Below are 26,644 nucleotides of genomic sequence, written 5' to 3' on the forward strand. Positions count from 1 at the left end.
ATTGATAATTTTGTTATCCTTTGTTAATCAAAATTACAAAATATTTAAAAAGATAGTATGGAGGTGGATTCATTGGAACTACTTTACATTCTCCTCGCTATCATCGGTTTAATTGTCGGTCTTGGATTAGGAGTTTATGTGACGAAATCTCGTCATGAGAAAGAAATCAACGGCGCCCAAAATTCTGCAGCTGGAATTATCGAAAGCGCTAAGAAAGAAGCAGAAACTCTTAAAAAAGAAGCATTGTTAGAAGCTAAGGAAGAAAATCAGAAGTATCGGTCAGAGATTGAAAGTGAGTTGAAAGAAAGCAAACTTGATTTAAAATCACAAGAAAATCGTTTACTCCAAAGAGAACAAGTTCTTGATCGTAAGGACGATTCTTTGGAAAAACGAGAACGCTCACTTGAAGATAAAGAAGGCAGACTTAGTGAGAAACAACAATTAATTGACGAGCGAGAAAAAGAAGTAGAAAACTTAATCGATGGACAACAGAAAGAATTAGAGCGCATTGCTGCGCTGTCTAGAGATGAAGCAAAAGAGTTGATCATGAAATCAACGGAAGAGGAATTGAACCATGAATTAACGATCATGGTCAAAGAATCTGAACAGCGTGCGAAGGAAGAAGCAGATCGAAAAGCAAAAAATCTCTTGTCCTTAGCAATCCAACGTTGTGCCGCAGACCAAGTGTCTGAAACCACGGTATCGGTCGTATCATTACCAAACGATGAGATGAAAGGTCGAATCATCGGAAGAGAAGGTCGGAACATTCGCACCCTTGAAACATTGACAGGGATCGATTTGATCATTGATGACACGCCAGAAGCAGTCGTCTTATCAGGATTTGATCCGATTCGCCGTGAAATTGCTCGTATGACCCTTGAAAAACTGATTCAAGACGGCCGGATCCATCCAGCTCGAATTGAAGAAATGGTCGAAAAATCTCGGAAAGAAATGGATGAGCATATTCGTGAATATGGGGAACAAGCAGCCTTTGAAGTCGGCGCCCACACCCTTCATCCAGACTTGATCAAGATTTTAGGTCGTTTGCGTTTCCGTACCAGCTACGGACAAAACGTCTTGAACCACTCGATCGAAGTCGCAAAACTAACCGGTGTTCTTGCCGCAGAATTAGGCGAAGATATCCAGTTAGCCAAACGTGCTGGACTCTTGCATGATATCGGGAAAGCCCTTGACCATGAAATTGAAGGCTCTCACGTTGAGATCGGGGCTGAGTTAGCTGCCAAATACAAAGAAAATGGTGTGGTGATCAATGCGATCGCTTCTCACCATGGAGATGTTGAAGCAACATCGGTTATCTCTGTTTTAGTTGCAGCCGCAGATGCCTTGTCAGCAGCCCGTCCAGGTGCCCGCAGCGAATCATTGGAAAATTATATTCGCCGCTTGCAAAACCTAGAAAATATCGCCAACGGCTTCAAAGGGGTCGATTCCAGTTTTGCAGTCCAAGCCGGACGTGAAGTCCGTGTAATGGTCAAACCAGAAGAGATTTCTGATTTGGATGCTGTACGATTGGTTCGCGACATCCGCAAGAAGATCGAAGACGATTTGGATTACCCAGGTCATATCAAAGTAACCGTTATTCGCGAGACCCGCGCAACGGATTACGCCAAATAGCAAGCAAAAGCAGTATCCTCTGAGAGGATACTGCTTTTTTGTGTAGCTGATTGTCAATAAGGACGGCTGAGTTGTGCAAAATCGACTCTATTTCATCAGTCCCATAAATGATCGTGCCTTTTTTATTCGTCGGCAACAGAACAACGAACAAGCAAAAGGATGGCTCGATAGCGACAGAGGCGAAAAATGGGAGGATCGATCCAGTATTATCGAGTCGGGGGCTATTGAAAAACAAAACAGACCCAGACTTCTCGGGGAAGTCCAGGTCTGTTTCATGTGTTTCACGTCTATACGTCCATCAAATCTTGCGTCGGCGGGCAAAGTCCACAAAGCGGAATTTATCCAGTCGGTGGATCGATTCGGTGTATTCAAAACAGCGCGTGTCTTCTAGATACACGAGGCTGCGAACCGTAACGACATGCTGATCTTCAGGACGCAGATCCATTAGATCCCGCAATTCTTTGTTGACGGGGTCAACAGTGATTTCTTTTTGTGCATAAGCGATCTCAAGGCCAAGATCATTTTCAAAGTAATCAAAAATCGATACTTTCGCTCGGTTTTCTGGCAACTCTTCGATGATAGAAGCATCAAGGTAATCTTTATCCAAAATCACCACTTCTCCATCAATTCTCCGCTGACGGATCAGTTTCCATGCCTCAGAAGCAACAGGCCAACCAGTGGTCTCGTGCAGCTTTGGCGAAACGGCGATCTTGCGGATCTCGACAACCTTTGTTTCACTAGGAATGCGTTGGGTATCTTGCAGCTCTCGAAAACTCGTCAAGCCAGAAATCGGGAAATCAAAGCGATTCAAGTCTAAAACGATCGAACCTTTCCCTTGTTTCTTTTGGATATAACCAGCATCCCGCAATAAATTCAATGCCTTACGGACAGTCTCGCGGGAGACACCATAAGTTTTGATCAATTGGTTTTCGCTAGGCAGCAAAGAATGCGGAGGGTATTCGTTTGCTAGAATTTTTTGTTCTAAATCTAAAAATATTTCTTTGAACTTGTTCATCGGATTGCCCCCTCTTTGGCTATTATAGCGAGGCCAATTTGGAAATGCAATCGACTATTTCGCCAAAAGTTCGTCAATGTTTAGGTCCGTCAATTTTTCAACGATCACATCTGCACCGTGTAATTCTTCTCCTGAATAAACGCCTACCGCATACATACCAGCAGCTTTGATGCCGTCGATCCCTGCTTGAGCATCTTCAAAGCCAACTGCTTCTGCCGGTTCAATGCCTAGTGCCAGCGCTGCTTGGATAAAGATTTCTGGATCTGGTTTGCCTTTTTTCAAGGTTGCTGGGTCAACGATCGTATCAAAGTCTTGCATGACCCCAAGTTTGTCCAAAATAAACGGTGCATTTTTGGATGCCGAAGCGATCGCACAAGGAATGTTTTTTGCTTTGGCTTCATCAAGGAATGTCTTCACCCCTGGCAATAGATCATCAGGAGTCAAGTTTTGTAATAATTGTACATAGTGGGTATTTTTCTTCGTCGCTAACGCTTCTTTTTCGACTTCTGTGTAGGCGTCATTTTTGTTGCCTAGGGTTAAGATTCGCTCCAAAGAATCCATGCGGCTGATGCCTTTTAACTGCTCGTTGAACTTCAAATCGATCTCGATCCCGATCTCAGAAGCTAATTCTTTCCATGCAATGTAGTGGTATTTGGCCGTATCCGTGATAACGCCGTCTAAATCAAAAACAAATCCTTTTTTCATGTGTAACACTCCTTTTAATAAGTAATCGTTGCTTCTTTCTTTGCTTCTAGAGAAACTTGTTGCCCATTCACTAAGATCGTGACTGGCTGATCAGCGGTAATCGTCAATGTTTCATGTGTAACATTCATTGCAAAGCGGGTGCCGCGAACTTCTAGCTGAAAGGCTAAGCTGTCCCAAGCTTTCGGCAAGTTTGGCGTGATCTGCAGCTGCTCTTCTCGAATATCGATCCCAGCAAAAGTGGTTAATGGAATAAACAACGTAGCAGCCATGACACCGGCGTGAATGCCTTCTGCTGTAGTCCCGCCTTGGATATCACGGTAATCAGAAGAGAGGGCTTCTTGGTATAATGACCAAGCCAACTCCTGATCATCTACCATTGCCGCCAACTGGGCATGAACGATGCGTGACAAAGTCGAGCCGTGGGAGGTACGAGCCAAGTAATAATGGAGATTTTTTTCAATATAGTCTGTTGGCAGCTGGTAAGAAAGATCTGCCAAAATCTGATTGACTTGCTCTTTTGAGAAATTGTAGAAAATCATCAAACTATCCGCTTGTTTCGCGACTTTGTAGCTGTCAGCACTCTTGCCTTCAGCGTTCAAGATGCGGTCCATCCGATAGATGTTGCCATATTTCTCTTTGTAGTGAGCCCAATCCAGATCTTCCAGCTGGAAGTACCCTTCAAATTGTGCAATGATGCCTTCTGGATCGATCTCTAAGCCCAGCTTGGTACGAATATCTGCCATAGCAGCAATATCTGCAGGGGTTAAAGCCGTTTTCTCTAATACCGCTTGGAAGCTCTCTGCTGAAAGTTGTTGTTGAAGGTTCTCGATCTCTTCAAACAACCATACTACCATCATATTGGTATAGGCGTTGTTTTTCAAGCCGCCTTGTTCACTATTTGGGTAGCTTTCATGAAATTCATCTGGTCCCATGACTTTATCGATAAAGTAACGTTGAGCAGCATCATCCCAGGTGGCAGCACTTTGCCAGAAATGAGCGACTTCTAACATCAATTCTAACCCATATTGTTCCATGAAGACTCGATCTTGCGTGTTGTGCCAGTATTGCCAAATGTTATAAGCGATCGCTAAGGAGACATGGCGTTGCAAGCGACTGTGATCTTCTTTCCATTCGCCGCTGATAGGGTTCAAATGCAGTTCTTGGGATTGCTCACTGCCATCCAATCCTGATTGCCATGGGAACATGGCGCCTTGGTAGCCAGCTTTTTGGGCATCTTTTTTGGCAGCAGCTAAGCGGCGGTAGCGATACAGCAGAATTTCTTTGGCGGTGTCAGGAAAATGTAGAATGTAAAACGGTAAGATAAACAGTTCATCCCAGAAAATATGACCGCGATAGGCTTCACCATGTAGGCCACGGGCAGTGATACTGGCATCTAAGGACTCCTGATAAGCATTCGGTGCTGCGGAGACCAGCAGATGATACGTATGCAGATTCAGCATTTTTTGCGACATCAAGTCACCAGTGACTTCGATGGCCGCTTTCGCCCATAATTCAGCCCAGGCTTGTTTTGAGGCGGTATACATCGTCGCAAAATCAGGTAATGCTAAGGAAGAAAACGTAAATGCCGGTTGCGGCTCTTCTTGGCGATAAGCGGCAACAGTGACTGATTTTTCGACCCGATAAGTTTGTCCTTCCGTCACCTCAAGGGTTACTTGCTGACGGATGAGCTGGTCATTTGTTTCAGCTTGCAGCTCAGCCAATGGTAGGTCCTGTGAAAACAGTTCAGAGGATTGGACAACGGTAATCTGTGATTGGTTAGTGGTGACCACTAAATGCGCTTTGTTTTGTTCAGCTGCTGCCTCTTTCACGGTCAAATGCTGGTTAGTTAAACTACGGTAACGAGCGACGTTATAGTTATAGACCGATCCGTCGGCTTCACTGACGAAGGTAAGGGCGCCAGAAAAGTTCAGCGGAGTAAACTGATAGACCAAACTGTATTGGTGAACATCTTGCATATTGGCGATCTTCTTCGTTTCGATTCGCAGACGCTTTTGTTTTTTGGTTTCAATTTCTGCCACTGATTGGAACAAGCCGGTCTTCAAATCCAATGTCCGTTTAAAGGAAAGGAGCTGATTGTTGGCGATATCGATCACTTCATCATCGATCTTTACGTACATTTTTTGCAGATTCGGTGCATTGACGAAGTCTTCATTGCTGATGGTATGACCAGAAACATCCGATTCCACCGTATTGTAAAGACTTGCTAAATACAGTCCTGGATAGTTCGCTTCACAAATGGTCATCTCAGGCGTTGTGCCTCGCAGCCCTAAATAGCCGTTACCGACGGTTAAAAGTGACTCCACCGAGTATTCATCTTTACCAGGGGTGTAGCCATAGTATTCGAGGCGCCAAGGAATTTCAGTACTTTTTTCTTCATACTGTTCTTTCGTAGTGCAAACAAAGGGACGATTTAATTTTTCTGTCAACCATTGGTCCAGTGAAAAAGTCCCTTCTTCATTCGTAAACACCAGCGATTCAGAGACGATCCCGCCACCTTCCATTTGCTGCAGCTGCGCGGTCAGTGCGGCAACGCGTTCACTGTCAGTCCCAGAAAACGGATAGGTCGTACCAGTTTGATCCGTTAACAGCCATTGTTCCTTAGATAATATAATCGTATTCACAGTAGTTGTCCTCCTTTAAACTTGTCTATACATGCAAAATGATTATAACGTAAATTGTAAGCTATTTCAATTTATCTAGCCTGTTTTTTTATTCTTTTTTGTCAAATAAACAGTAAATAAAGTTGTTGGCAATATTATTTTATATTAATGAAACATTTTAAAAAACGTTTATTTATCAAGGTTTTTATATGGTGCCTTTGCTATTTGCTTGTATTGTTTATAGAAAAAGTAAAAAAAATTGGTTTGAAACGCTTGCAATATCAAAATTATCAAGTTATGATTAGTGCGTAATCAAAACATATATATACAAGTGGAGATGAAAGGGGTTTATTAATTATGGGAAAGTATCGTGATGATGCTGAGAAGCTGCTGGAATATGTTGGCGGCAAAGAAAATATCGCCGCAGTAACACATTGCGCGACACGGATGCGTTTTGTTTTGAACGATCAGTCAAAAGCAAACGAAAAGGCAATTGAAGAAATTCCAAGTGTCAAAGGAATGTTTACAAATGCGGGACAATTCCAAGTCATTATCGGCAATGATGTCTCAACGTTTTACAATGATTTTACCGATGTATCAGGAATAGAAGGTGTTTCTAAAGAACAAAGTAAAGCGATTGCAAAAAACAATCAAAATATCGTGCAACGAGCGATCGCTACGTTAGCTGAGATCTTTACCCCGTTATTACCAGCGATTATTGTCGGTGGTTTGATGCTAGGGCTGAGAAATTTCTTAGAAGGTGTACCGCTAGAAGCTCTAGGTGGACAAACCATTACACAAGCTTCTACTTTTTGGAACGGTGTCAACGGCTTTTTATGGCTGCCCTGTGAAGCGATCTTTCACTTTCTACCAGTAGGGATTACTTGGAGTATTACACGTAAGATGGGAACCACGCAAATATTAGGGATTGTTTTAGGGATTACATTGGTTTCACCGCAATTATTAAATGCTTATTCAGTAAGTTCAACTTCTGCTGCAGAAATTGCTCAAAATTATACGTGGGACTTCGGGTTCTTCACTATTGATAAAATTGGGTATCAAGCACAAGTGATCCCAGCAATGCTGGCAGGTTTCTTATTGGTTTATCTTGAAAGATTCTTCCGGAAATGGATTCCAGAAGCGGTTTCAATGATCTTCGTTCCATTGTTCTCATTGCTGCCAACTATTTTAGCAGCCCACATGGTGTTAGGTCCAATCGGTTGGCAAATCGGATCAGGCATTTCTTGGGTCGTAAATGCTGGCTTGACCTCACCATTAAACTGGTTATTTGGTTTCATTTTCGGTGGCTTGTATGCGCCTTTGGTTATTACCGGATTGCATCATACAACGCTAGCGATCGACTCTCAATTAGTAGCGGATTTTGGGACAACCAACCTTTGGCCAATGATCATGCTGTCAAATATTGCGCAAGGTACGGCAGTATTGGCGATTTGGTTCCTTCACCGTGGCAATAAAAAAGAAGAACAAGTCTCTGTTCCAGCAACGATTTCTGCTTACATGGGGGTTACTGAACCAGCGATGTTCGGGATCAATTTGAAATATGTTTACCCATTTGTCGCAGCAATGGTAGGTTCTGCCTTTGGTGGTATGCTGATCACTGCAACGAATACCCGTGCATTAGGTATTGGTGTAGGGGGACTGCCTGGCTTCTTATCATTTAAAATTGAAAACTATCCAATGGTCTTCATCTCAATGGCGGTGACGATTGCCATCACGTTTGTTTGCACCATCATCTTTAGAAAAGTTACCTTCTTAAATAAATTAGAACCGCAATTGGCTGCTGATACAGCTGCAGCAGCGGCTGTTGCACCAACGACGGCTGCACCGACAACTGCAGCCCCAGAAGCGGCACAAGTTTCAGAAGAAACCCTTTATGCCCCAGCTGATGGGAAAGTAGTTGCCATCACTGAAGTTTCTGATCCTGTCTTTTCTCAAAAAATGATGGGTGACGGCTTTGCTGTTCAGCCAACGAATGGAACGATTTATGCTCCTGTTGCAGGTACGATCTCTAGCATTTTTGAAACAAAGCATGCAATTGGGATTTTAACGCCTGGTGGCGCGGAAGTTCTTGTTCATATGGGCTTAGATACTGTGGAATTAAAAGGTGCGCCATTTGAGGTCCTTGTTTCTGAAGGTGACACGGTCACACCAGAAACGAAGATTGCAGTGATGGATCTAGATGCAGTGACCGCAGCTGGCAAACAGACAGATGTTTTAACAGTCATCACGAATGCCGAAAAAGTGCGTCAGCTTTCATTGACGACCACAGGCACAGTGACAGCCAAAACAGCGGTTGGTTCAGCTGAATTAAACTAAAAAAATAATCCGTTTCCGAGAGCACCCTTTGACTAAGAAGGGGGATCGGAAGCGGATTTTTTTATGGCCGCCCTCAAGGGAGAGCGGCTTTTTCTTGGTTTTCAATGGGTAAAGCCGCAGTTAGCTGACGGCTTTTTTGTCGGTGCTTTTGCGGAAGTAGTTGATCGTTAATAGGAAAGTCAGTAAGACTAAGGCCCACAAAAAGAATAAGGCGATTTGAGAGCCGATGACCGTCCCTTGGGTGTAATCGGTCGCCGCATTTTGTGCCAAATTGATAATGGTCGCCACCACAGCCGTCGCCACTGCACCAGAAAATTGCTGTAGCGTATTAAAGATCGCATTACCGTCCGCGTACAATGCAGGAGTCAGCTTGTTTAAGCCGGTGGTCATCATATTGCTGTAGGCTAAGCCGATCCCGATCATGTAAAAGACATGTCCAGCAACTAGGCTCCAAATGAAAGGCGAATGCAAAACGAGGGCTAAGGCAAGCCAACCGATGGCAATCAACGTCAAACCAGACAGGATCGGTTTTTTCGGTCCAACTTTATCCAGCAACCGACCAGAGATCGGCGCAAGGATCGCCCCGATCGCCGCCCCAGGAAGCATAACTAATCCTGCAGTAAAGGCATCTTTTCCCAAGACGAGTTGGACAAAGTTCGGCAAGACAAAGGAAATGCCCAGTAAAAGGAACTGACAAACAAGAAAGCCAAACAGAAACAAACTGAAGCTACGGTTTTTCAAAACAGCCAAACGAATCAAAGGGTTCGGGCCTTTTGAGCGTTGATAAAACAAGCCAGCACCAATGAAACCGAAAAGCAGCGGCAGTAGACTCGCTAAGGTGCCTACTTGATTCAAGAACAATAAGAAGCCGCTGAACATCAAGACGATTCCTAATACACTCAGTAAATCCAGGGAAGTGTCTTTTGCCCCAGCCGTTTTAGGGATCGAGTAAAGGCCGAGTACTAGGGAGATCAGCAAGACTGGGATCAAGAAAAGAAAGATCGCATTCCAAGACCAATGGGCGGTCAATAAGCCCCCATATGTCGGTCCGATCGCTGGAGCGATGGAAGTGGTCAAATTCCCTAAGCCGATTGCCGCTCCCCGTTTTTCAAAGGGGGAGTATGTCAAAATGATGTGGAACATCAAAGGCAGTGCGATCCCTGTGCTGGCACCTTGGAAAAAGCGGCCAATCAGCAAAATGGCAAACGTCGGCGATAAAAAGTCGATCACCAAGCCAACAAGGAAAAAGGCGTTGGCAGCTAGAAACAAGGTTCTCAATGAGAAGCGCTTCAAAAGGTAGGTCGATATTGGGACAATGATGGAGATGACCAGCAAGTAGATGGTCGTCACCCATTGAACATCGGATGTTGAAAGCGTAAATTGATCGATCAATGTCGGAAACGTTACATTCATGGCTGTTTCAATCAGCACACCTGCAAATGACATCAATCCGGTTGCGAGGATCGCCCCCACGAGTTTTTTGTTGTTTTCCATATTCTCACCTCTAAAAATTCGCAAAAAAAGAGACCGTTTCTATTCTCATAGAAACCGCCTCTCTCTCGACAAGCGAACCCGCTTGTTATCTGTACGATTTAATCTATCGCTATTCTACTGACTTCATAAGAAAGTGTCAAGAGAAGTGGATAAAAAAATAGCAAAAAACTTTTTTGAAAGTTTTCAAACTTTTACTTACACGAAAAATTTTCTTCTGCTAGAATAGTCGAGTACGAAAAAGAGAAAGGAAGTTGTTACATGCCTATCAATAAAAAAGAAAGTTTGATCTATACGACACTTATGTGTATTTTCATGGTGTATTTTATGAGTGTTTATAACCTCATGTTTCAAGTCGGTGTTTCGGCATTGGCATTCCAATTGGCGTGGAATGAATTGCCATTAGCCCTTTGTGTCGCCTTTATTTTGGATTGGTTCATTGTTTCTGGTCCGGCAAAAGGTTTGGCGTTTCGATTTTTGGACCATCAATCAGCTACTTGGAAAAAAATCGGGTTGATTTCTTCATTGATGATCGCCGGCATGGTGATCTGTATGTCACTCTTTGGTGCGTTGATGCACCCAAACCCTGATCACTCGGTGTTCGTCAATTGGCTAAGCAACATTGGGAAAAATGTGATCGTCGCATTGCCGTTGCAATTGTTCATTGCAGGTCCAATCGTTCGCCGGGTGTTTCGCGCCTTGTTTCCTATTGGCACTGTGCAAGAACAGCCAGTACTAGGGGAATAATCAATCATTAGAAAAAACGTACTGCAGACAGGTTCTGCCAAGGTTAGCTAAAACAGCTAGCTTGGCGATACCAGGACTTGCGGCACGTTTTTTTGCTTTTATAGACAGCAAAAAAACCCATAGGATGGTATGGGTTTTTCTGGTTACCCTATGAAATAGGATACAGGATGTACCTATATAGTAATATGGTTCCGTCAAAAAGAGAAGTTCAATTTTTTCACCGATACATGAAATTAATGCGAATTGCTAGTTTTTCTGACGAAAAAATCAACTTATAATTATTTTCCGTCTGTTATTCCGTATAGAAACCAACGAGTTGATACCAGCGACGATGCTCAATATGGTAGGCATCAGGTGAGTAGCCTGACATTGAAAAACCGATAAAGGTGATGACCAGTCCGAGAATAATAAACAACAGACTGAGAAAAACGAAAAAGCGCTTATTGATTTTGATCATAGGACTGCCTTCTTTCGATAGTTTTGAACAAATGATTTCGGCCAAACAACAAGGGAGTGGGTAAGACGTGAAAAAGGTCGGCTCATACTATAAGTGGCGATCAGGCAAAGCAGCCCTAAACCAAATAAGAAAATCCCCATGCCTAACTGACTTAAAAAGAGATAGAAACCATCCGCCATCAGCATGGGACTTAAGACAACGCTGGCGATCCCACCGATAAACGTAGTGACACCAATCATGCCAGTGGTGAAAGGCACACACCAGATGATTATTAAAAAGCTTAGGATCAGCAAAGCGGCACTTAACAAGAGGCTGCCCCACAATGGGAAGCCCAGTACTAAAATCAAGAGCAAAAAGGGATGAAAGCGGCGGGGAATCTCTACTACGACCTCTTCCGTTTCGGTAACTGCTTGGATCAGTTCTTTTGGGGAGCCAAGGCGTGCCACGGCTTCTTCTTCGGTGTATCCTTCTTCCATCAAATCTTCGATCATCTCGTCATAATAGTTGATCAGCTGATGAATCTCGCTAGGTCTGACTTTTTCAGATAATTCCGCAGCCAATGCCTTGATAAAATCAACTCTGTTCATCTAATGTTCCTCCTTTAATAAATCGCTGGATCAATGTCAATTGGGGCCAGTCGTTGGTTAAAAAATCGTCGATCCGCTGTTTTCCGATTTTGGTCAAGCGGTAATATTTTCGGGTCCGTCCTTGATGGCTTTTATTATAAGTCTCAACCGCTCGGCTGGCTTCTAAGCGCTTCAAGATAGGATAGAGCGTTGATTCTGAGATTGGCAGTAAAGGAGATATGTTTTTGACTAATTCATAGCCATAAGAGTCACCATGCTGCAAATAAGCCAACACACAAATTTCCAATAATCCTTTTTTTAATTGGGCATCCAAAGGCTCTCCTCCTGTTCATACTCATACTATACATTACATAGTATCATTCCACAAGCAGCACCAGTCAAAATCAACCTTAAGTCTGAGCACCATAAGACAACAAGAGTTTCTTTAACAAAATGGTCAAAAATAAAAAATAAAATTAAGAAAATCGGCGGAAAGTATAGGTTAACGTGCTCTTTTTTGTTAAAGTAGAAGTATAAAGATTACTTTCAGTAAGAAAATGGGCGTTGGTTGTGCTTCTAAAAGCTGCAAGTAGTCAAAGTGAATGAGACGAACATCAGCAAGAATTGGTGACGTCCAGAAAGGAAGGGGTATTATGAGAAAAGCAACGATTACGAAAAAATATTTGATCAATTGCTTAAAAAAATATCTGGTGGAATATCTTTATCGACCAATCACTGTCCGCGACATTGCTAAATATGCACGAACATCGACCCAACCGATCTATTTAAATTTTTCAAACATGCAAAATTATAAACAGGCGATGGTTGATGATGTGTTTCGCGACATTCACGAAACAAAAAAAGAGTCAGAAGAGACACTCGATTCCTTATACAGCTTTTGGCAGGACTATTACGTATTTGCCAGCCGCAATCGCAACCTCTTTTTCGCACTTTTTTTAAATGATATTGGCTGTGGTCCTTACATAAAAGAGCGTTCTTTTGCTTATTTTCAAGAAGCAATTGCTGAATCAGCTGTTTTTCAATGTGCGCATAAAAGCGATCTGAGAAAATATCATGAAGAAGCCTTGATCTTTTTTAGTGGGTTGGTATTGCTGTTTATTCGAGAAGGAAATACGCAAGATAATGCTAATTTTTTGAAAGAGACACAAAATTATTGGCAGCGAGTCCTTCATGAATCAGTCGATTTTTATCAAGGTGATTTACCTAAAACCTTACTCGAATCAGGTCTAGCTGTAAGTGATCAATAGATAGCGAGAAAGAGAGGAAGAGATTTCAGAATATTGTGACAGCTATCATTGCCATTATTGATTTCTTCTTTTTCAACAATCCCCATCGGAGCAGTGATCTTAAAGATTAGAAGCAATAGCTATTCTTTAAGAGCCGTTCAACGAGTGGGGGTTTTTCTTTTGATAAAAAGAGGTGCGGAGTCGTTTAGCAAAATTAGAAATGGGCTTGTCTGTAGTGTTAAGGCTTATTTTTAGGTCAAAGAAAAGGCGGCTTATTGTTGGCAATTTTCAAGAAATATGAGAAGGTAGAAATAGCAGAAAAGTAACTGGGTTTTATAGTTAGCAACGTTGAATGGAGGAATTTTGATGGGACAAAACACGCAGTATGGAGAAAAAAAGATTGCGATCGATCGCAGGATCGGTTTTTTAGAAGAACATACGTATCACGGGAATGATCTTGGTGTGACTTTTCAAGGACAGCAAACCACGTTCAAATGCTGGTCACCAGAGGCAGAGGCCGTTTCAGTATTGATTTATCAAAGCGGTGTCGCTGGGGCTGATGATCGCCTGCTGACACTGCCAATGGTCCAAGAAGACAACTGTTGGCAAGTCACGACGGAAGAAACCGTCAAAGAGCTGTTTTATACGTTTGAATTTCAACGAGACGGTCAAAAAGTCGAAGCGGTGGATCTTTATGCCAAGGCAGTAGGGATCAACGGGAACCGTGGGGCCATCATTGATTTAAAGGAAACAGATCCTGAAGGCTGGCAGGAGACTCACGGCGTCGGTCAGCAATCGATCACAGATGCCTATATTTGGGAATTGCATGTCGAAGATTTCAGTGGCGCCGAAAACAGCGGGATTTCACCAGAAAATCGCGGGAAATATTTAGCCTTTACTGAAAAAAAGACCCATCTGATAGGGGATGAAAGTCAACCAACTGGCATGGCTTATTTAAAAGAGCTGGGGATCAATTATGTTCATCTGCTGCCGATCTTCGATTTTGACAATGATGAAACTTCGTCTGCCTACAACTGGGGCTATGATCCGAAAAATTACAATGTCCCTGAAGGACGATACGCTTCTGATCCTAGTGATCCCAAGGCGCGGATTCGTGAATGCAAGCAAATGATCCAATCGCTGCATGAAGAAGCCATCGGCGTTGTAATGGATGTGGTCTTCAATCACACTGCGATCACAGAAGAATCGTGGTTTAATTTGACGGTGCCTGATTATTACTACCGCCAAGATGATGCGGGGAATTTTGCGGACGGTTCTGCTTGCGGCAATGAAGTGGCTTCTGAACGGAAAATGATGCGTAAATTTATCATTGATTCAGTTTTATATTGGGCGCAAGAATACAAAATCGACGGCTTTCGTTTTGATTTGATGGGCTTGATCGATGTGGAAACCATGAACCAGTTGCGGCAACGCCTAGATGATGCCGGCTTCAGCCATGTGATTTTATACGGTGAGCCATGGGATGCCGGTAGCAATCAAATCATTCAGCCGAATATCCCAGCCAATAAAAGCAATGTTTGGGCACTGTCAGAAGGCGTTGCGGTTTTTAGCAATGATTTAAGAGACAGTATCAAAGGCGATGTCTTTGAAGAAACAGACGGCGCGTTTATTCAAGGAATGAATGGTCAACCGCAAGTCAAGCAAACCTTTTATGCAGCAAATTTGGCAACGGCGATTCAAGGAAATACGAAAGTTGCTGGGCAAGAAGGCGCCGAGCGCTGGGCAAAATCGCCCCGTCAAGTGATCGCCTATGCGTCAGTCCATGATAATTTGACCTTATGGGACAAACTGGTGGCAACCATGCAAGCTTCAGCGAAGGAAAGAAATTATGACTTTGATCCTGAGCTTTTAGCTCGTAACAAACTAGCAGCAGCCATTTTGTTTACTAGCCAAGGAGCCGTGCTGACCCAAGCTGGGGAAGAATTTGGCCGTACCAAAGAAGGCGATGAAAATTCCTTCCGTTCGCCACTGACAGTCAATCAGCTGGATTGGGCACGTGCCAAAACCTTCAAAGAATTGCGCGAGCTGTATCGGGGCTTGTGGGCATTGCGGCAGTCCTCTGCACCATTGAGAGATGCCACGACCCAAACGGCTGAAAGCATGGTCTTTTATGAGACAAAGGATGAAAATCGCTTGGCGTATCAAGTACCCAATCGTGACAAACAGCATCCATGGCGTTCCTTGTTCGTTTTACTCAACAGCACGGAAGAAAGCTGGTCCTTTGACTTACCGACGACAACAGAAAATGCTTCTTGGCACATTGTTGCTGACCCCAAAGGAGCTGGGATCGCTTCTCGCGGCGTAACAGCGTCAAGGATAACCATCGACCCATTGTCCTTCTGCATTTTGGCGGAACAAAGTAACTAATCAAAGTAGAAGCTAAAACAAACTAAAAATTTTAGTTTGTTTTAGCTTTTTTGGTAGTAAAAAAACAATTCTTTTGCTATACTTTTAACAGAATGAGAAGCAGAAAGCGGTGAGCAAATGAAAGTTGTGATCTCTGATATTGCCCGAAAAGCTGGCGTTTCCAGCGGAACAGTCTCTAATGCGATCAACAATCGGAAGGGGATCAGTGAACAAAAACGGCAAGCGATCTTGAAGATCGCTCGTGAGATGGGGTACTTTGATCAGCGAGAAATTAAAAAAACGGAAAGCCAAAAAATCAAATTTGTCATAATGAACAAACAAGGAAATGTCGTAGGGGATACGCCTTTCTTTTCTGAATTGATCCGAGGAATCGAAATGGAGTGCAGTGCGTTAGGCTATGAACTGGTCATTTCCCATATCACACTGGCACCAGAAGAAGACCCGATTGAAAAGATCCGTCCAGAATTAGCAGATGGTTTGCTATTGTTAGGAACGGAATTGGAAAAACAAGATTTAGCAGTCTTTCGCCATTTGGAAGTACCGTTAGTGATTTTAGATACGGTGTTTAATTCGCAGGACTTTGATTTTGTCGCTATCAATAATCGTGACAGTGCCTATGAGATCGTTGAAAAGATGATCGAAAAAGGCCACCGTGACATCGGCATCATCAATTCAACCTTTCAAATCAACAACTTCCGTGAACGCAAGCAAGGGTTCATCCAAGCGATCCAAGAGCATGATCTGATCCATTATGAAGAGACGGAAGCCTTAGTAGAACCCACCTTGGAAGGCTCCTATCAAGACATGAAGGTCTATTTGGAATCCTTGCGTGCCGATCAGCGACCGTTACCAAGCGCCTTTTTTGCGGTCAATGACAATATCGCCATCGGAGCAATGAAAGCCATTCGTGAAGTGTTTCCCGATCATCCGTTGACCATCGTTGGGTTCGATGATATTCCTTTAGCGGAATTTTGCAACCCACCACTGACCACCGTCAAAGTAGATAAAGTGTACCTTGGTCGCCAAGCCGTGCGACGCTTGATCGAGAAAATCACGAGTGAAGATGAAAACCATCTGAAAATGCTGGTCGCCACGACGATCGTCGAACGCGAAAGCATCAATTAAGAAAAAAATAAGAAGAAGGACAAAACGTTTAGCAAGCGTTTTGTCCTTTTTTTAGTTATTTAACAAAAATATTTATCTAAAACTATTGCAAAATATTTAGCTTGTGCTATATTTAAGGTGTAAAAAGTAAGGGATTACATTTTGAGGAAGTGAATAGATGACACAGATCGGTCTCTTTTGTGCCACTGGGCTCTCCAGCGCACTGCTCGTCAAAGCGATCAAAGAACAACTAGCGGATGATCAGCATTACCATGTCAATTCCGCGCCTTTTTCAGAAATATTTATGGTGGGGAATGACTATGATTTTTTGATTTTAGCTCCTCAAACCCGCTTCAATCAAGCGAAAGTCGCAGCAGCCTTTCCTGATAAAAAAATCGTTTTACTGACGGATGAGGAATTTCTGAGCAAAAATGTAGCACGAATCGTCGAAGAAATAAAAATTTAGCTAAATATACTAAAACGCAAAGGGTGGTTTTATGGATAAAGTAACCATCGGGTTCGCCCCGACTAGAAGAAATTTGTTTAGTGCAGAAGCAGCCATTGAGTACGCCAATCTGACACGACAAAAAATGGACGAACTTGCCATTGATTATGTAGATATTTTAGATATCAACGAAGACGGCTTACTATACGATGATGAAGGGGTTGAAAAAATCGCCGAAAAATTCAAAGCAGCGAAGATCGACGGTCTTTTTCTAGCCAATGAAAACTTTGGTACGGAATATGCCTGTGCTCGTTTAGCAAAAAAACTAGATGTCCCCGTCTTACTGTGGGGACCTAAAGATGAGACGCCAGCCGCCGACGGTTCACGTTTGCGGGATACGCAATGCGGTCTTTTCGCTATTGGGAAAGTCTTGCGCCGTTTCAAGGTACCTTTCACCTATGTCAAAAATTCTGATATTGATTCACCAGAATTTGCCCGCGGCTTGCAAGACTTTATCAAAGTTTGCAATGTCGTCAAGACCTTCAAACAAACACGAATCTTGCAAGTTGGCCCACGCCCCTTTGATTTTTGGACCGTGATCTGCAACGAAGGCGAACTATTGGAGCGTTTCAATATCTCGCTATCACCAGTACCGATCCAAGAAGTGGTGCAAGAAATCAAGAAAGTCAAAGAACAGCAGCCAGATAAATTGCAAGCAGTCATTGATTATTTCGAAACCAATACGGAAGTCCAAATTTCGGCGAAAGATTTGGAGATGGTGGCAGCCCTCAAAGTGGCTTTGCAAAACTTATGTGAAAGCTACGGCTGCAATGCAGGAGTCATCCAGTGTTGGACGGCCTTACAAGACGAAATCGGTATTTTACCGTATGCCTCCTTGTCGCTGTTACAAGAAGAAGGTTTGCCTTTTGTCTGTGAGACGGATGTCCATGGGGCGATCTCGGAACTGTTGGTCGAAGCCGCTTCGTTGGGGGAACACCGAGCAATCTTTGCGGATGTCAACTGCCGCCATCCAGAAAATGAGAATGGCGAATTGCTGCAGCACTTAGGAGTTTTTGCTTATTCCACCGCGGAGACCAAACCGATCTTGCCGCAACGGCATTTTGTTTTTGACTATCCAGGATCAGTCGCTTTTCGGGCAATCAAAGACGAGTATACGCTGTGTCGCTTTGACGGGGACAACGGCGAATACTCCCTACTGATGGGTACTGGTAAAGGGATCGATGGCCCATACAATCAAGGAACCTATCTCTATCTGGAATTTGCGAATTTGAATCGCTTGGAATTCAAACTCGTTGAGGGCCCTTATATTCATCACGTTGCGGCGGTCAGAAAAAATGTGGTGCCGATCTTGTATGAAGCGTGCAAATACATCGGCGTGCAGCCAGATTTTTATGATCCAATCGAAGAAGACGTCAAAGCATACTTGAGAGGGGATCAATCATGGAAATAAACGAGCTGGAGATGAAGGCTTTAACGATTCGAAAATCCGTGTTAGAGCTGATCTATCAAGCAAAAACGGGTCATACTGGTTCGGATCTTTCTTGTACCGATATTTTAGTGGCCTTGTATTATCGGATAATGAATGTCGATGCGAAAGATCCTCAAAAGCAAGATCGTGACCAGTATATCCAAAGTAAAGGACATGCTGCAGAAGTATTATGGGCCGTTTTAGCGGACAAAGGTTTTTTGCCGAAAGAAGAATTAGCCACCTTTTCGCATTTTGGTTCAAGACTGATCGGTCATCCAAACAATAAAGTAGCTGGTGTTGAAATGAATACTGGTTCGCTAGGTCACGGCTTACCCGTCGCAGTAGGGATCGCCTTGGCAGGCAAACTGGATCACCGCACGTATCAAACCTATACGTTGTTGGGAGATGGCGAATTAGCAGAAGGCTCGGTATGGGAAGGAGCCATGGCGGCTGCCAACTACCAGCTGGACAATTTGACCGCCATCATTGATCGCAACGGCTTGCAGATCACTGGAGCCTCGGAAGATGTGATGGCAGTGGAGCCGCTAGATGAAAAATGGCGTGCCTTTGGTTGGGATGTGCATATCGTTGATGGCAATGATATGGCTGCCTTGGTGGCTGCATTAGAAAAACCGCATCAGCCCAATCAACCGAAGCTGATCATTGCTAAAACCATCAAAGGCAAAGGCTATTCTGCAGCCGAAAATCAAGCGCAATGGCATCATAAAGTGCCAACGGCAGAAGAGCTTGCACAAGCCATTGCCGAACTTGATCAGCAAATGGAGGTTTTGACTCATGGGAAAAAATAATATTGCCAATCGCCAAGCGATGTGCGACGTATTGATTGAAGAAGGAAAAAAGAATCCTGCGATCACGGTGTTGACCAGTGATTCTCGTGGTTCCGCTTCGTTAGCACCTTTTGCCAAGGAATTACCGACACAATTGGTGGAAGTAGGGATCGCAGAGCAAAACATCGTCAGTATTGCGGCTGGCTTAGCCCATATGGGCAAACGCCCTTTCGTTGCCTCTCCAGCTTGTTTTCTCAGCATGCGCAGTATCGAGCAGATCAAAGTCGATGTCGCGTATTCGAATAAAAATGTCAAACTCGTAGGTATCAGCGGCGGTGTCAGTTATGGGGCATTAGGCATGAGTCATCATTCCTTGCAAGACATCGCAGTGGCACGAGCGATCCCTAATTTGCAAGTGCTGTTGCCAGCAGATCGCTTTGAAACGATCCAAATGTTTAAAGCCTTAGCGGCATCAAATCAACCAGCCTATATCCGTCTCGGTCGCAATCCTGTTGAAGATTGTTATGATTCTGCAGATTATCCTTTTGAGATCGGCAAAGCCATTGAGCTGAGAAGCGGCCAAGATGTCGCATTGATCGCCACCGGCGAAACCGTGCGCCAAGCGTTGGATGCTGCTGAGCTATTGGAAAAACAAGGCATCACTGCTACCGTTTTAAATGTTCATTCCTTGAAGCCCTTTGATTCAGAAACGGTCAAACGAGTGGCGAAAGAAACAGGCACCGTGATCACTGTGGAAGAACACAGCCAATACAACGGCTTAGGAGCTGCCGTGGCGGAAACACTGACAGAAGAAACGGACATTCGACAAAAAATCATTGCTTTTCCGGATGAAGCCTTGATTACTGGTTCTTCGTCAGAACTGTTTGCCCATTATGGCTTAGACGGTGCCTCCATAGCGAAAACAGCGGTTGCGTTTCTAGGAGCTTAAGATGGACAAGACCTATCAGCTGGTTTTAGATCAGAGTACATCCGGTACCAAGCTCTTACTGTTTCAAGAAGGGAAAATCCTGCAGCGTTACGATAAAAAACACCGCCAAATTTATCCAAAAGTCGGGTGGGTCGAACATGATCCCCTCGAGATTTGGCAAAATGTCCAAGAATTGCTGGCACAAGTGTTTCAAGAACAAGCGATCACTGCAGGTCAAATCGTTTCCTTGTCCTTGACCAATCAGCGAGAAACGATCGTTGCATGGGACCGATTGACTGGTAATCCCTTGTACAATGCGATCGTGTGGCAATGCAACCGCAGCGCCGCGATTTGTGAAGAATTGACGGCACAAGGCTGGGAAAGGACGATCAATCAAAAGACCGGTTTACGCTTAGATCCGTATTTTTCTGGCACCAAAGTGAAATGGCTGGCACAAGAATTATCGGCTATCAAGGAAAAGTCGGGAACTGGCGAGTTGGCGATCGGTACGATGGACAGCTGGCTGTTGTGGAATTTAACGCAAGGGAAGGTATTTGCGACAGAAGCCAGCAACGCTTGCCGAACATTGTTTTACAATATTGAAGAGGGCCGTTGGGATGCAGAACTCGTCAAACTTTTTGGCATCCATCTAGCAGACTTGCCAGCGATCAAACCTGCTGATACGGTTTTCGGTAACTATCACGGAATCCCTATCAAAGGAATCTTAGCCGATTCACAAGCGGCATTATTCGGGGAAGGTTGTCAAAGCCTTGGGGATGTAAAAATCACGATGGGTACCGGTTGTTCGATCATGATGCAAGTGCAGCAGGAGCAGACGTTGCGAGATCGCCGCATTTTGACGACGGTCGGCTGGCAAACTAGCCAGGAAACAGCGTTTGCGCTAGAAGGCATCATCCGTTCCTGTGGTGACGCCATCAACTGGTTCAGTGAGCAAGTGGCTCCGCTGCCAGATGTAGCTGAGATTTGTCAAGAAGTGCTGACCAATGACAGTCAAGAAGACATCTATTTTATCCCAGCATTGCAAGGAATGGGTGCCCCTTTTTGGGATAATACGATGACTGCCAGCTTTGTCGGCATGAAACGCACAACGACGACTCATGAGCTGTTGAAAGCCGTTTTAGAAAGCATCATTTTTCAAATCAAAGCAGTGATCGATGTGATGGAAGAAGTCGCTGAACGACTGATCAATCAGGTAATGATCGATGGCGGTGTTTCGAAAAACCGCGCCTTGATGAGCTTATTGGCGACTTTGATCAATAAACCCGTCATCGTCAGCGAAGTCGAAGAATTTTCAGCCATCGGCACGATGCTTGTTGCCAATCCAACCATGAATGAACCAGCTATTCAGCAAACCACGATCATTCCGCAAGCCGAACAGGCCGTGATCCGTTTGAAATATGAAAAATGGAAACGGTTCATTGAGAAATCAGCTGCTTTTAGTGAAGGATAAAGGAGGAACTATATGGAGACCCAACGAATCCAATTGAATCAAACGGCTTACGTGGATACCTATTTATTGCACCAATCCAAAGAGTACAATGTCGGCAAGAAACGACCGCTAGTGATCGTCTGTCCAGGCGGCGGCTACGCATTTACCAGTGATCGAGAGGCGGAAGTCATTGCCTTGAAATTCAATAGTATCGGGCTAAATAGTGTTGTTTTATGGTACACCACCGGTGACCAAGTGAAAAATGTTCCCCACAATGCCTTGATGGAAGCCGCCCAAACCGTCAAAACCATTCGTGCGCATGCTCAAGAATGGTTGGTGGATGAGGAGCAAATCATCGTTTGCGGCTTTTCAGCAGGCGGACATCTAGCGTTGCAGTTAGCGACGCGCTGGCACGATGCTGAGCTGGCAGAAGCGATGGGCGTTAGCAGTGACTTACTGAAAGTGAATTTGGCGATCGCTGGCTACCCATTGGTTTATCAAGAGCATGCCTTCCCAATCGATGAGCTAGGCTTTGCTGCTAGTCTGATCGAAACACCTTTAACTGCCAACGAACGCTTTTTTGGGAGTAAACAACCGACGGAAGAAGCCATTCAATCCATGAACATTTTGCATCATGTCGATCAGTGGACACCTCCGATGTTTCTCTGGCATACGACGGAAGACGTCTTAGTCGATGTGGCGCACTCGTTGAAGCTGGCGGTCAAATTAAGAGAAGCCGAGATTCCATTCGAACTGCATATTTTTGAAAAAGGCGAACACGGACTGGCATTAGCGGATCGAACAACGGCACGCAAGCCAAGTCACCACAATGCCCATGTCGCCAAATGGTTTGAGCTGTGCGAAGGCTGGCTCAGTAGTTATATTGATTAAAAAACCGTCGGTGCACAACTTGTGCCGATGAAAGGAGAGCACCACTGTGAAAATCACCGTAAGCCAAAACAAACGCACCTTATTGCGAGACGGACAGCATTTCTTTTATTTAGCCGATACTTGCTGGAGTGCCTTTACTAGTATTCAAGAAAATGACTGGAACACTTACTTAGACAAACGCAAAGAGCAGGGCTTCAATACCCTTCAAATCAATGTGTTACCGCAATGGGATCGCAGCCGTGGTCAATTTGACTGCTTGCCGTTTCCTCTTGATGCGGGCGTCTTTGATTTTACTGTTTGGGAGGATGCCTATTTCGAACGGGCTCAGCGTCTTTGTAAAATTGCCGACGAGAAAGGCTTTACTTTAGCGTTGGTCGTCTTGTGGTCAAACTATGTCGCAGGCACGTGGGCTAGCCAGTTGGACAAAGAACGCAACGTGTTGCCGGAGGATTGCCGCCAGGCCTACTATCAAAAAGTGATTGCGACTTTTGATGCCTTCCATCCGATCTACTTTATTGGTGGCGATACGGATTTCCCAACACAGCCAACCATCGATACGTATCTAGAAGCCTTTGCTTTCTTTGAAAAGTATTCGCCCAATACTCTGAAAACGATTCATATCAAGGGACGTTTTGAAGAGATTCCCGCAACGATCGTCGAACATTTGGACTTATTTTTATACCAATCAGGTCATAACAGCGCCTTTTTGAATATGCCTTATTATTTGGCAGAGCGTTTTTATCAAAGACAACCGCAGCTGCCGATCATCAACTCAGAACCTTGCTATGAACAAATGGGCTATGCCCGTCACGTATACGGCCGATTTGGTCAAAAGGATGTCCGCAAAGCGGCATGGCAATCACTGTTAGCCGGCGGCGCGGCTGGGATCACGTACGGTGCCCACGGCATCTGGAGTTGGCAAACCCCGACGGCGACTTTTGCGGAAGAAATCGGGGAAGCGTTTGATCGTCCGATGATTTGGCCAGAAGCTTTATCTTTTCCTGGGGCAGATGACTATGGCTTTATCAAGCAATTATTCGAATTATTAAATATTCAGGAGCTTGTGCCTTGCCAAGAGCGCTTGATCGATGCAGATGAACAGATTCGTATGGCAGCCATCGCAGGATCGAAGGATGCGTTGCTTTACTTGCCAAGCAATACAACAGTTCGTCTGCAAGGAGATCTTTCTACAGCGACCGTCACATTGATCGATTTGAATACCAATCGTTTCTTGAAACCAAAACTGACAGTTACCGATGGTATCACTGTTTTCCATCCCCACAATTGTCATGAAGATGTATTGTTTGTCATCCAAATAAAGGAGTGAAAAGAAAATGGATAAGTATATGGATAAGGTGTTAGTATTTGCAGATAAAATCTCCAACAATCGGTATTTAAAGGCAATTTCAAACGGGTTGATGGCGACGCTGCCGATCAACATTATTGGTTCGATCGCCTTATTGTTAGCAGTTTTGCCGATTCAAGGATGGACAGACTTTATCAATTCGATCAATATTGGCGGCTATTTTTCCGTCGGTTACAGTATGACCGTCGGGGTTATCTCAGTGTACGCTTCCTTTCTGGTCGGTCACCGTTTAGCGACAGAATTTAAGCAATCGGCGGTTCCTGCCGGCATCGTTTCACTGTTTGCCTTTTTGATGATGACGCCAATGGTTACCTTAGAGGAAACAACGACCCTCGACATGAGCAAACTCGGTGCTCAAGGCTTGTTTACCGCTATGATCTGTGGCTTAGTCTTTGCTCGTTTGTACTGCTTTATTTTAGAAAAAAATATCGCCATCAAAATGCCAGCAGGCGTGCCGCAATTTGTGACGGATACCTTCGCCGGTTTGATTCCAGCAATTATTTCTGGGTTTACCGCGATCGTCATTAGCTGGGCATTCAGTTTTACTTCTTATGGCTCATTCTCAGATTTCATCTATCAAATCTTGGCAATGCCGCTGCAAAGCTTGTCTTCTAGTGTAGGTTCGTTGTTATTTATTGTACTGATCCAAATGGTGCTATGGTTCTTCGGTATCCATGGTTCGTTGGTGGTGGGTAGCTTTGTCACCGCTTTGTACTTACCAATGGATGTGGAAAATATGGATGCTTTGGCTAGCGGCGTTGCTCGTTCCGAGTTGCCGAATATTTTGAGTCAGTCCTTCTATAACTTATTTTCTGGTATTGGTGGTGCCGGAGGAACATTATCATTAGTAATCGTTTTGCTTTTATTAGCAAAATCCAAGCAATCCAGAACAGTAGCGAATTTAAGTGCTGTCCCTAGTTTATTTACGATCAATGAACCAATTATTTTTGGATTGCCGTTGATTTTAAATCCGATCATGGCGATTCCATTTATTTTAACACCACTGGTACAAACCCTAGTTGCTTATCTAGCCATTTGGAGTGGTATCGTTCCACGACTTAGTGGCGTACAAGTTCCTTTTGGTACACCGATCTTTTTAAACGGCTTTATCGCTGGTGGTTGGCAAATTGCAGTTCTACAAGTTGTTTGCGTTTTGGCAGGCTGCTTGCTGTACATTCCTTTTGTTAAAGTCTTAGATAAAGGAAAATTAAAAACAGAAGCAGAAGCAGCGCAAGCGGAGGTTCAAACTGAAAGTATCGATGCAACGGGGGAAACGGTTTAAAAGAAACCGATTTTATGATGACAAGCCAACGAGTTAGTGCTATAGTTAAAGAAAGAAAACCCACGTGGATTGTTACTGACTCGATCAGGCAAGACCTAAATAAGAAAGCGCTCTTCTCGTTTTAGCAGCGGCTCTTATTTAGGTTTTTTGTTTTTTATCGGGGATTTTTCAGTAACCAGCTAGGTAGGTTTATCAAAAGAAAACAAAAGGAGAACGAGCAAATGGCAAAATTTCCAGAAAATTTCTTATGGGGCGGCGCGACCGCAGCGAATCAATTAGAAGGGGCGTTCGATCGCGATGGCAAAGGCTTGTCAGTGGCGGATGCAATGCCTGGCGGCAAACAGCGTTTAGCGATTTTAGGTAGTGATACGTTTGATTGGACGATCGATGAGGACAAATACACCTACCCAAATCATCGCGGGATCGACCATTATGACCGTTTCAAAGAAGACATTGCGTTGTTTGCAGAAATGGGCTTCAAGAGCTATCGTTTTTCTATCGCATGGACACGTATCTTTCCAAATGGCGATGAAACGACACCAAACGAAGCTGGGCTAGCATTTTACGATGCGCTGATCGATGAATGTTTGAAATACGGGATCGAGCCAGTGGTTACGATCTCTCACTATGAAATGCCTTTGCATTTAGCCAAAGAATACGGTGGCTGGAAAAATCGAGCATTGATCGATTTCTATGAACGTTTTGCAAAAGTTGTCTTGGAACGGTTCCACAGCAAAGTCAAATACTGGATGACCTTCAATGAGATCAACTCTGCTTTCCATTTCTCCGCATTGAGTCAAGGAATGGTCAACAGCACAGGTGCCAGCGACTTTACAAACGTGATCCAAGCGTGGCACAACCAATTTGTTGCCAGCAGTAAAGCAGTCAAAATCGGCCATGAATTAAACCCAGAGTTACAGATCGGTTGTATGATCATTTATGCAACGACTTACAGCATTGATGCGAACCCAGTCAACCAAGTGGCGACGATGATCCATAATCAAGCCTTCAACTACTACTGTGCCGACGTGCAGGTACGTGGAAAATACCCATCCTTTACGGATCGTTTGTACAAAGAACACGGCGTCAATAAAGAGGATCTTGAGATTACCGAAGAAGACTTAGCCTTGATTGCTGAACATACTGTTGACTATGTTGGCTTCAGCTACTACATGTCTTCTGCCGTGGATATCACCACAGAAGAAGCCGATGAAGTGCAAGGAAACTTGTTAGGCGGCGTCCGCAATCCATTCTTAGAAGCAAGTGAATGGGGCTGGCAAATCGACCCAGAAGGGCTGCGCATCGCGTTGAATGAATTGTATGATCGTTATCAAAAACCGTTGTTTATCGTGGAAAACGGCTTAGGAGCCATTGATACCTTTAACGAAGAAGGTAAGATCGAAGATGACTATCGTATCGATTACTTGCGCCGCCACATTGAAGCAATGGGGGAAGCGATCGCTGATGGCGTAGACTTGATCGGTTACACGCCATGGGGCTGTATCGACCTTGTCAGTGCTTCAACAGGCGAAATGAGCAAACGCTATGGCTTTATTTATGTTGACTTTGATGACGAAGGCAACGGCACGATGGATCGTTCCAAGAAAAAATCCTTCGATTGGTACAAACAAGTCATTGCAACAAACGGAGAAGAGTTGGCCTAAGTGTTTCGTTAGACTCACGGATGACACAGGA

At 44.2% G+C, this 26,644-nt stretch carries 22 protein-coding genes; 15 read left to right on the forward strand and 7 right to left on the reverse strand.

Features of this window, described 5'->3' with window-relative positions; translation table 11 throughout:
• Positions 1–57 precede the first annotated feature (57 nt).
• Complete coding sequence (rny, locus tag A5867_RS01005; protein ID WP_005232891.1) at positions 58–1,632, forward strand: ribonuclease Y; 1,575 nt, start codon at positions 58–60, stop codon at positions 1,630–1,632.
• A 298-nt stretch (positions 1,633–1,930) separates the two neighbouring features.
• Here the strand turns inward: rny and treR are convergent, their stop codons facing one another.
• Genes treR through A5867_RS01020 form a run of 3 tightly spaced genes read right to left on the reverse strand, consistent with a single transcriptional unit; the run spans position 1,931 to position 5,994 of the window.
• Positions 1,931–2,647, reverse strand: coding sequence for a trehalose operon repressor (treR, locus tag A5867_RS01010; protein WP_005226457.1), 717 nt, complete (start codon positions 2,645–2,647; stop codon positions 1,931–1,933).
• A 54-nt stretch (positions 2,648–2,701) separates the two neighbouring features.
• Positions 2,702–3,352, reverse strand: a complete 651-nt coding sequence (gene pgmB, locus A5867_RS01015; RefSeq protein ID WP_087626684.1) for a beta-phosphoglucomutase — start codon at positions 3,350–3,352, stop codon at positions 2,702–2,704.
• Positions 3,353–3,366: 14 nt separating this feature from the next.
• Complete coding sequence (locus tag A5867_RS01020; RefSeq protein ID WP_087626685.1) at positions 3,367–5,994, reverse strand: glycosyl hydrolase family 65 protein; 2,628 nt, start codon at positions 5,992–5,994, stop codon at positions 3,367–3,369.
• 336 nt (positions 5,995–6,330) lie between these two features.
• On the opposite strand from A5867_RS01020, the gene treP reads away from it, so the two are divergent.
• Complete coding sequence (gene treP / locus A5867_RS01025; RefSeq protein WP_016608959.1) at positions 6,331–8,310, forward strand: PTS system trehalose-specific EIIBC component; 1,980 nt, start codon at positions 6,331–6,333, stop codon at positions 8,308–8,310.
• 120 nt (positions 8,311–8,430) lie between these two features.
• Here treP and A5867_RS01030 read toward each other — a convergent pair whose 3' ends face one another.
• Positions 8,431–9,804 carry an MFS transporter gene (locus A5867_RS01030; RefSeq protein WP_087626686.1) on the reverse strand — a complete coding sequence of 458 codons (1,374 nt, stop codon included), beginning with the start codon at positions 9,802–9,804 and terminating at the stop codon, positions 8,431–8,433.
• Positions 9,805–10,062: 258 nt separating this feature from the next.
• Between A5867_RS01030 and A5867_RS01035 the strand changes: the two genes are divergently transcribed.
• Positions 10,063–10,548, forward strand: coding sequence for a hypothetical protein (locus A5867_RS01035; RefSeq protein ID WP_005226468.1), 486 nt, complete (start codon positions 10,063–10,065; stop codon positions 10,546–10,548).
• A gap of 292 nt (positions 10,549–10,840) precedes the next feature.
• On the opposite strand, the gene A5867_RS17875 is transcribed toward A5867_RS01035, so the two are convergent.
• The 3 genes from A5867_RS17875 to A5867_RS01045 are packed head-to-tail and all read right to left on the reverse strand — an operon-like array spanning position 10,841 to position 11,905.
• Positions 10,841–11,005 carry a hypothetical protein gene (locus A5867_RS17875; RefSeq protein WP_005226470.1) on the reverse strand — a complete coding sequence of 55 codons (165 nt, stop codon included), beginning with the start codon at positions 11,003–11,005 and terminating at the stop codon, positions 10,841–10,843.
• A complete protein-coding gene (locus A5867_RS01040) occupies positions 11,002–11,592 on the reverse strand; it encodes a DUF1700 domain-containing protein (RefSeq protein WP_010748498.1) in 591 nt (196 codons plus the stop codon). The genes A5867_RS17875 and A5867_RS01040 overlap by 4 nt, the downstream gene beginning before the upstream one ends.
• Positions 11,579–11,905, reverse strand: coding sequence for a PadR family transcriptional regulator (locus A5867_RS01045; RefSeq protein ID WP_005226473.1), 327 nt, complete (start codon positions 11,903–11,905; stop codon positions 11,579–11,581). Before A5867_RS01045 ends, A5867_RS01040 begins: the two co-directional genes overlap by 14 nt.
• A 319-nt stretch (positions 11,906–12,224) precedes the next feature.
• On the opposite strand from A5867_RS01045, the gene A5867_RS01050 reads away from it, so the two are divergent.
• From A5867_RS01050 to A5867_RS01105, 12 genes are all read left to right on the forward strand, one after another.
• Positions 12,225–12,839 (forward strand): TetR/AcrR family transcriptional regulator, encoded by a 615-nt coding sequence (locus tag A5867_RS01050; protein WP_170927484.1) that lies wholly within the window; start codon positions 12,225–12,227, stop codon positions 12,837–12,839.
• Positions 12,840–13,184: 345 nt separating this feature from the next.
• Positions 13,185–15,206 carry a type I pullulanase gene (pulA, locus tag A5867_RS01055; protein WP_087626688.1) on the forward strand — a complete coding sequence of 674 codons (2,022 nt, stop codon included), beginning with the start codon at positions 13,185–13,187 and terminating at the stop codon, positions 15,204–15,206.
• 117 nt (positions 15,207–15,323) lie between these two features.
• Positions 15,324–16,331, forward strand: a complete 1,008-nt coding sequence (locus A5867_RS01060) for a LacI family DNA-binding transcriptional regulator (protein WP_086338866.1) — start codon at positions 15,324–15,326, stop codon at positions 16,329–16,331.
• Positions 16,332–16,488: 157 nt separating this feature from the next.
• Positions 16,489–16,776 carry a PTS cellbiose transporter subunit IIB gene (locus A5867_RS01065; RefSeq protein WP_087626689.1) on the forward strand — a complete coding sequence of 96 codons (288 nt, stop codon included), beginning with the start codon at positions 16,489–16,491 and terminating at the stop codon, positions 16,774–16,776.
• 31 nt (positions 16,777–16,807) lie between these two features.
• Entirely contained in the window at positions 16,808–18,226 is a 1,419-nt protein-coding gene (locus A5867_RS01070; RefSeq protein ID WP_005226500.1) for an L-fucose/L-arabinose isomerase family protein, read from the forward strand.
• A complete protein-coding gene (locus tag A5867_RS01075) occupies positions 18,217–19,053 on the forward strand; it encodes a transketolase (protein ID WP_087626690.1) in 837 nt (278 codons plus the stop codon). Before A5867_RS01070 ends, A5867_RS01075 begins: the two co-directional genes overlap by 10 nt.
• On the forward strand, positions 19,040–19,981 hold the full coding sequence (locus A5867_RS01080) for a transketolase C-terminal domain-containing protein (RefSeq protein ID WP_087626691.1): 942 nt from the start codon (positions 19,040–19,042) through the stop codon (positions 19,979–19,981). Before A5867_RS01075 ends, A5867_RS01080 begins: the two co-directional genes overlap by 14 nt.
• A gap of 1 nt (position 19,982) precedes the next feature.
• A complete protein-coding gene (locus A5867_RS01085) occupies positions 19,983–21,431 on the forward strand; it encodes an FGGY family carbohydrate kinase (protein WP_087626692.1) in 1,449 nt (482 codons plus the stop codon).
• A gap of 12 nt (positions 21,432–21,443) precedes the next feature.
• On the forward strand, positions 21,444–22,301 hold the full coding sequence (locus A5867_RS01090; protein WP_087626693.1) for an alpha/beta hydrolase: 858 nt from the start codon (positions 21,444–21,446) through the stop codon (positions 22,299–22,301).
• A 46-nt stretch (positions 22,302–22,347) separates the two neighbouring features.
• Entirely contained in the window at positions 22,348–23,628 is a 1,281-nt protein-coding gene (locus tag A5867_RS01095; RefSeq protein ID WP_087626694.1) for a DUF4038 domain-containing protein, read from the forward strand.
• Between the two features lie 7 nt (positions 23,629–23,635).
• Positions 23,636–24,949, forward strand: a complete 1,314-nt coding sequence (locus A5867_RS01100; RefSeq protein WP_074934325.1) for a PTS transporter subunit EIIC — start codon at positions 23,636–23,638, stop codon at positions 24,947–24,949.
• A 221-nt stretch (positions 24,950–25,170) separates the two neighbouring features.
• Positions 25,171–26,613, forward strand: a complete 1,443-nt coding sequence (locus A5867_RS01105) for a glycoside hydrolase family 1 protein (protein ID WP_087626695.1) — start codon at positions 25,171–25,173, stop codon at positions 26,611–26,613.
• Positions 26,614–26,644: the final 31 nt, after the last annotated feature.

The sequence above is a fragment of the Enterococcus sp. 6D12_DIV0197 genome, from assembly GCF_002174385.1.
GTDB lineage: Bacteria > Bacillota > Bacilli > Lactobacillales > Enterococcaceae > Enterococcus_D > Enterococcus_D casseliflavus.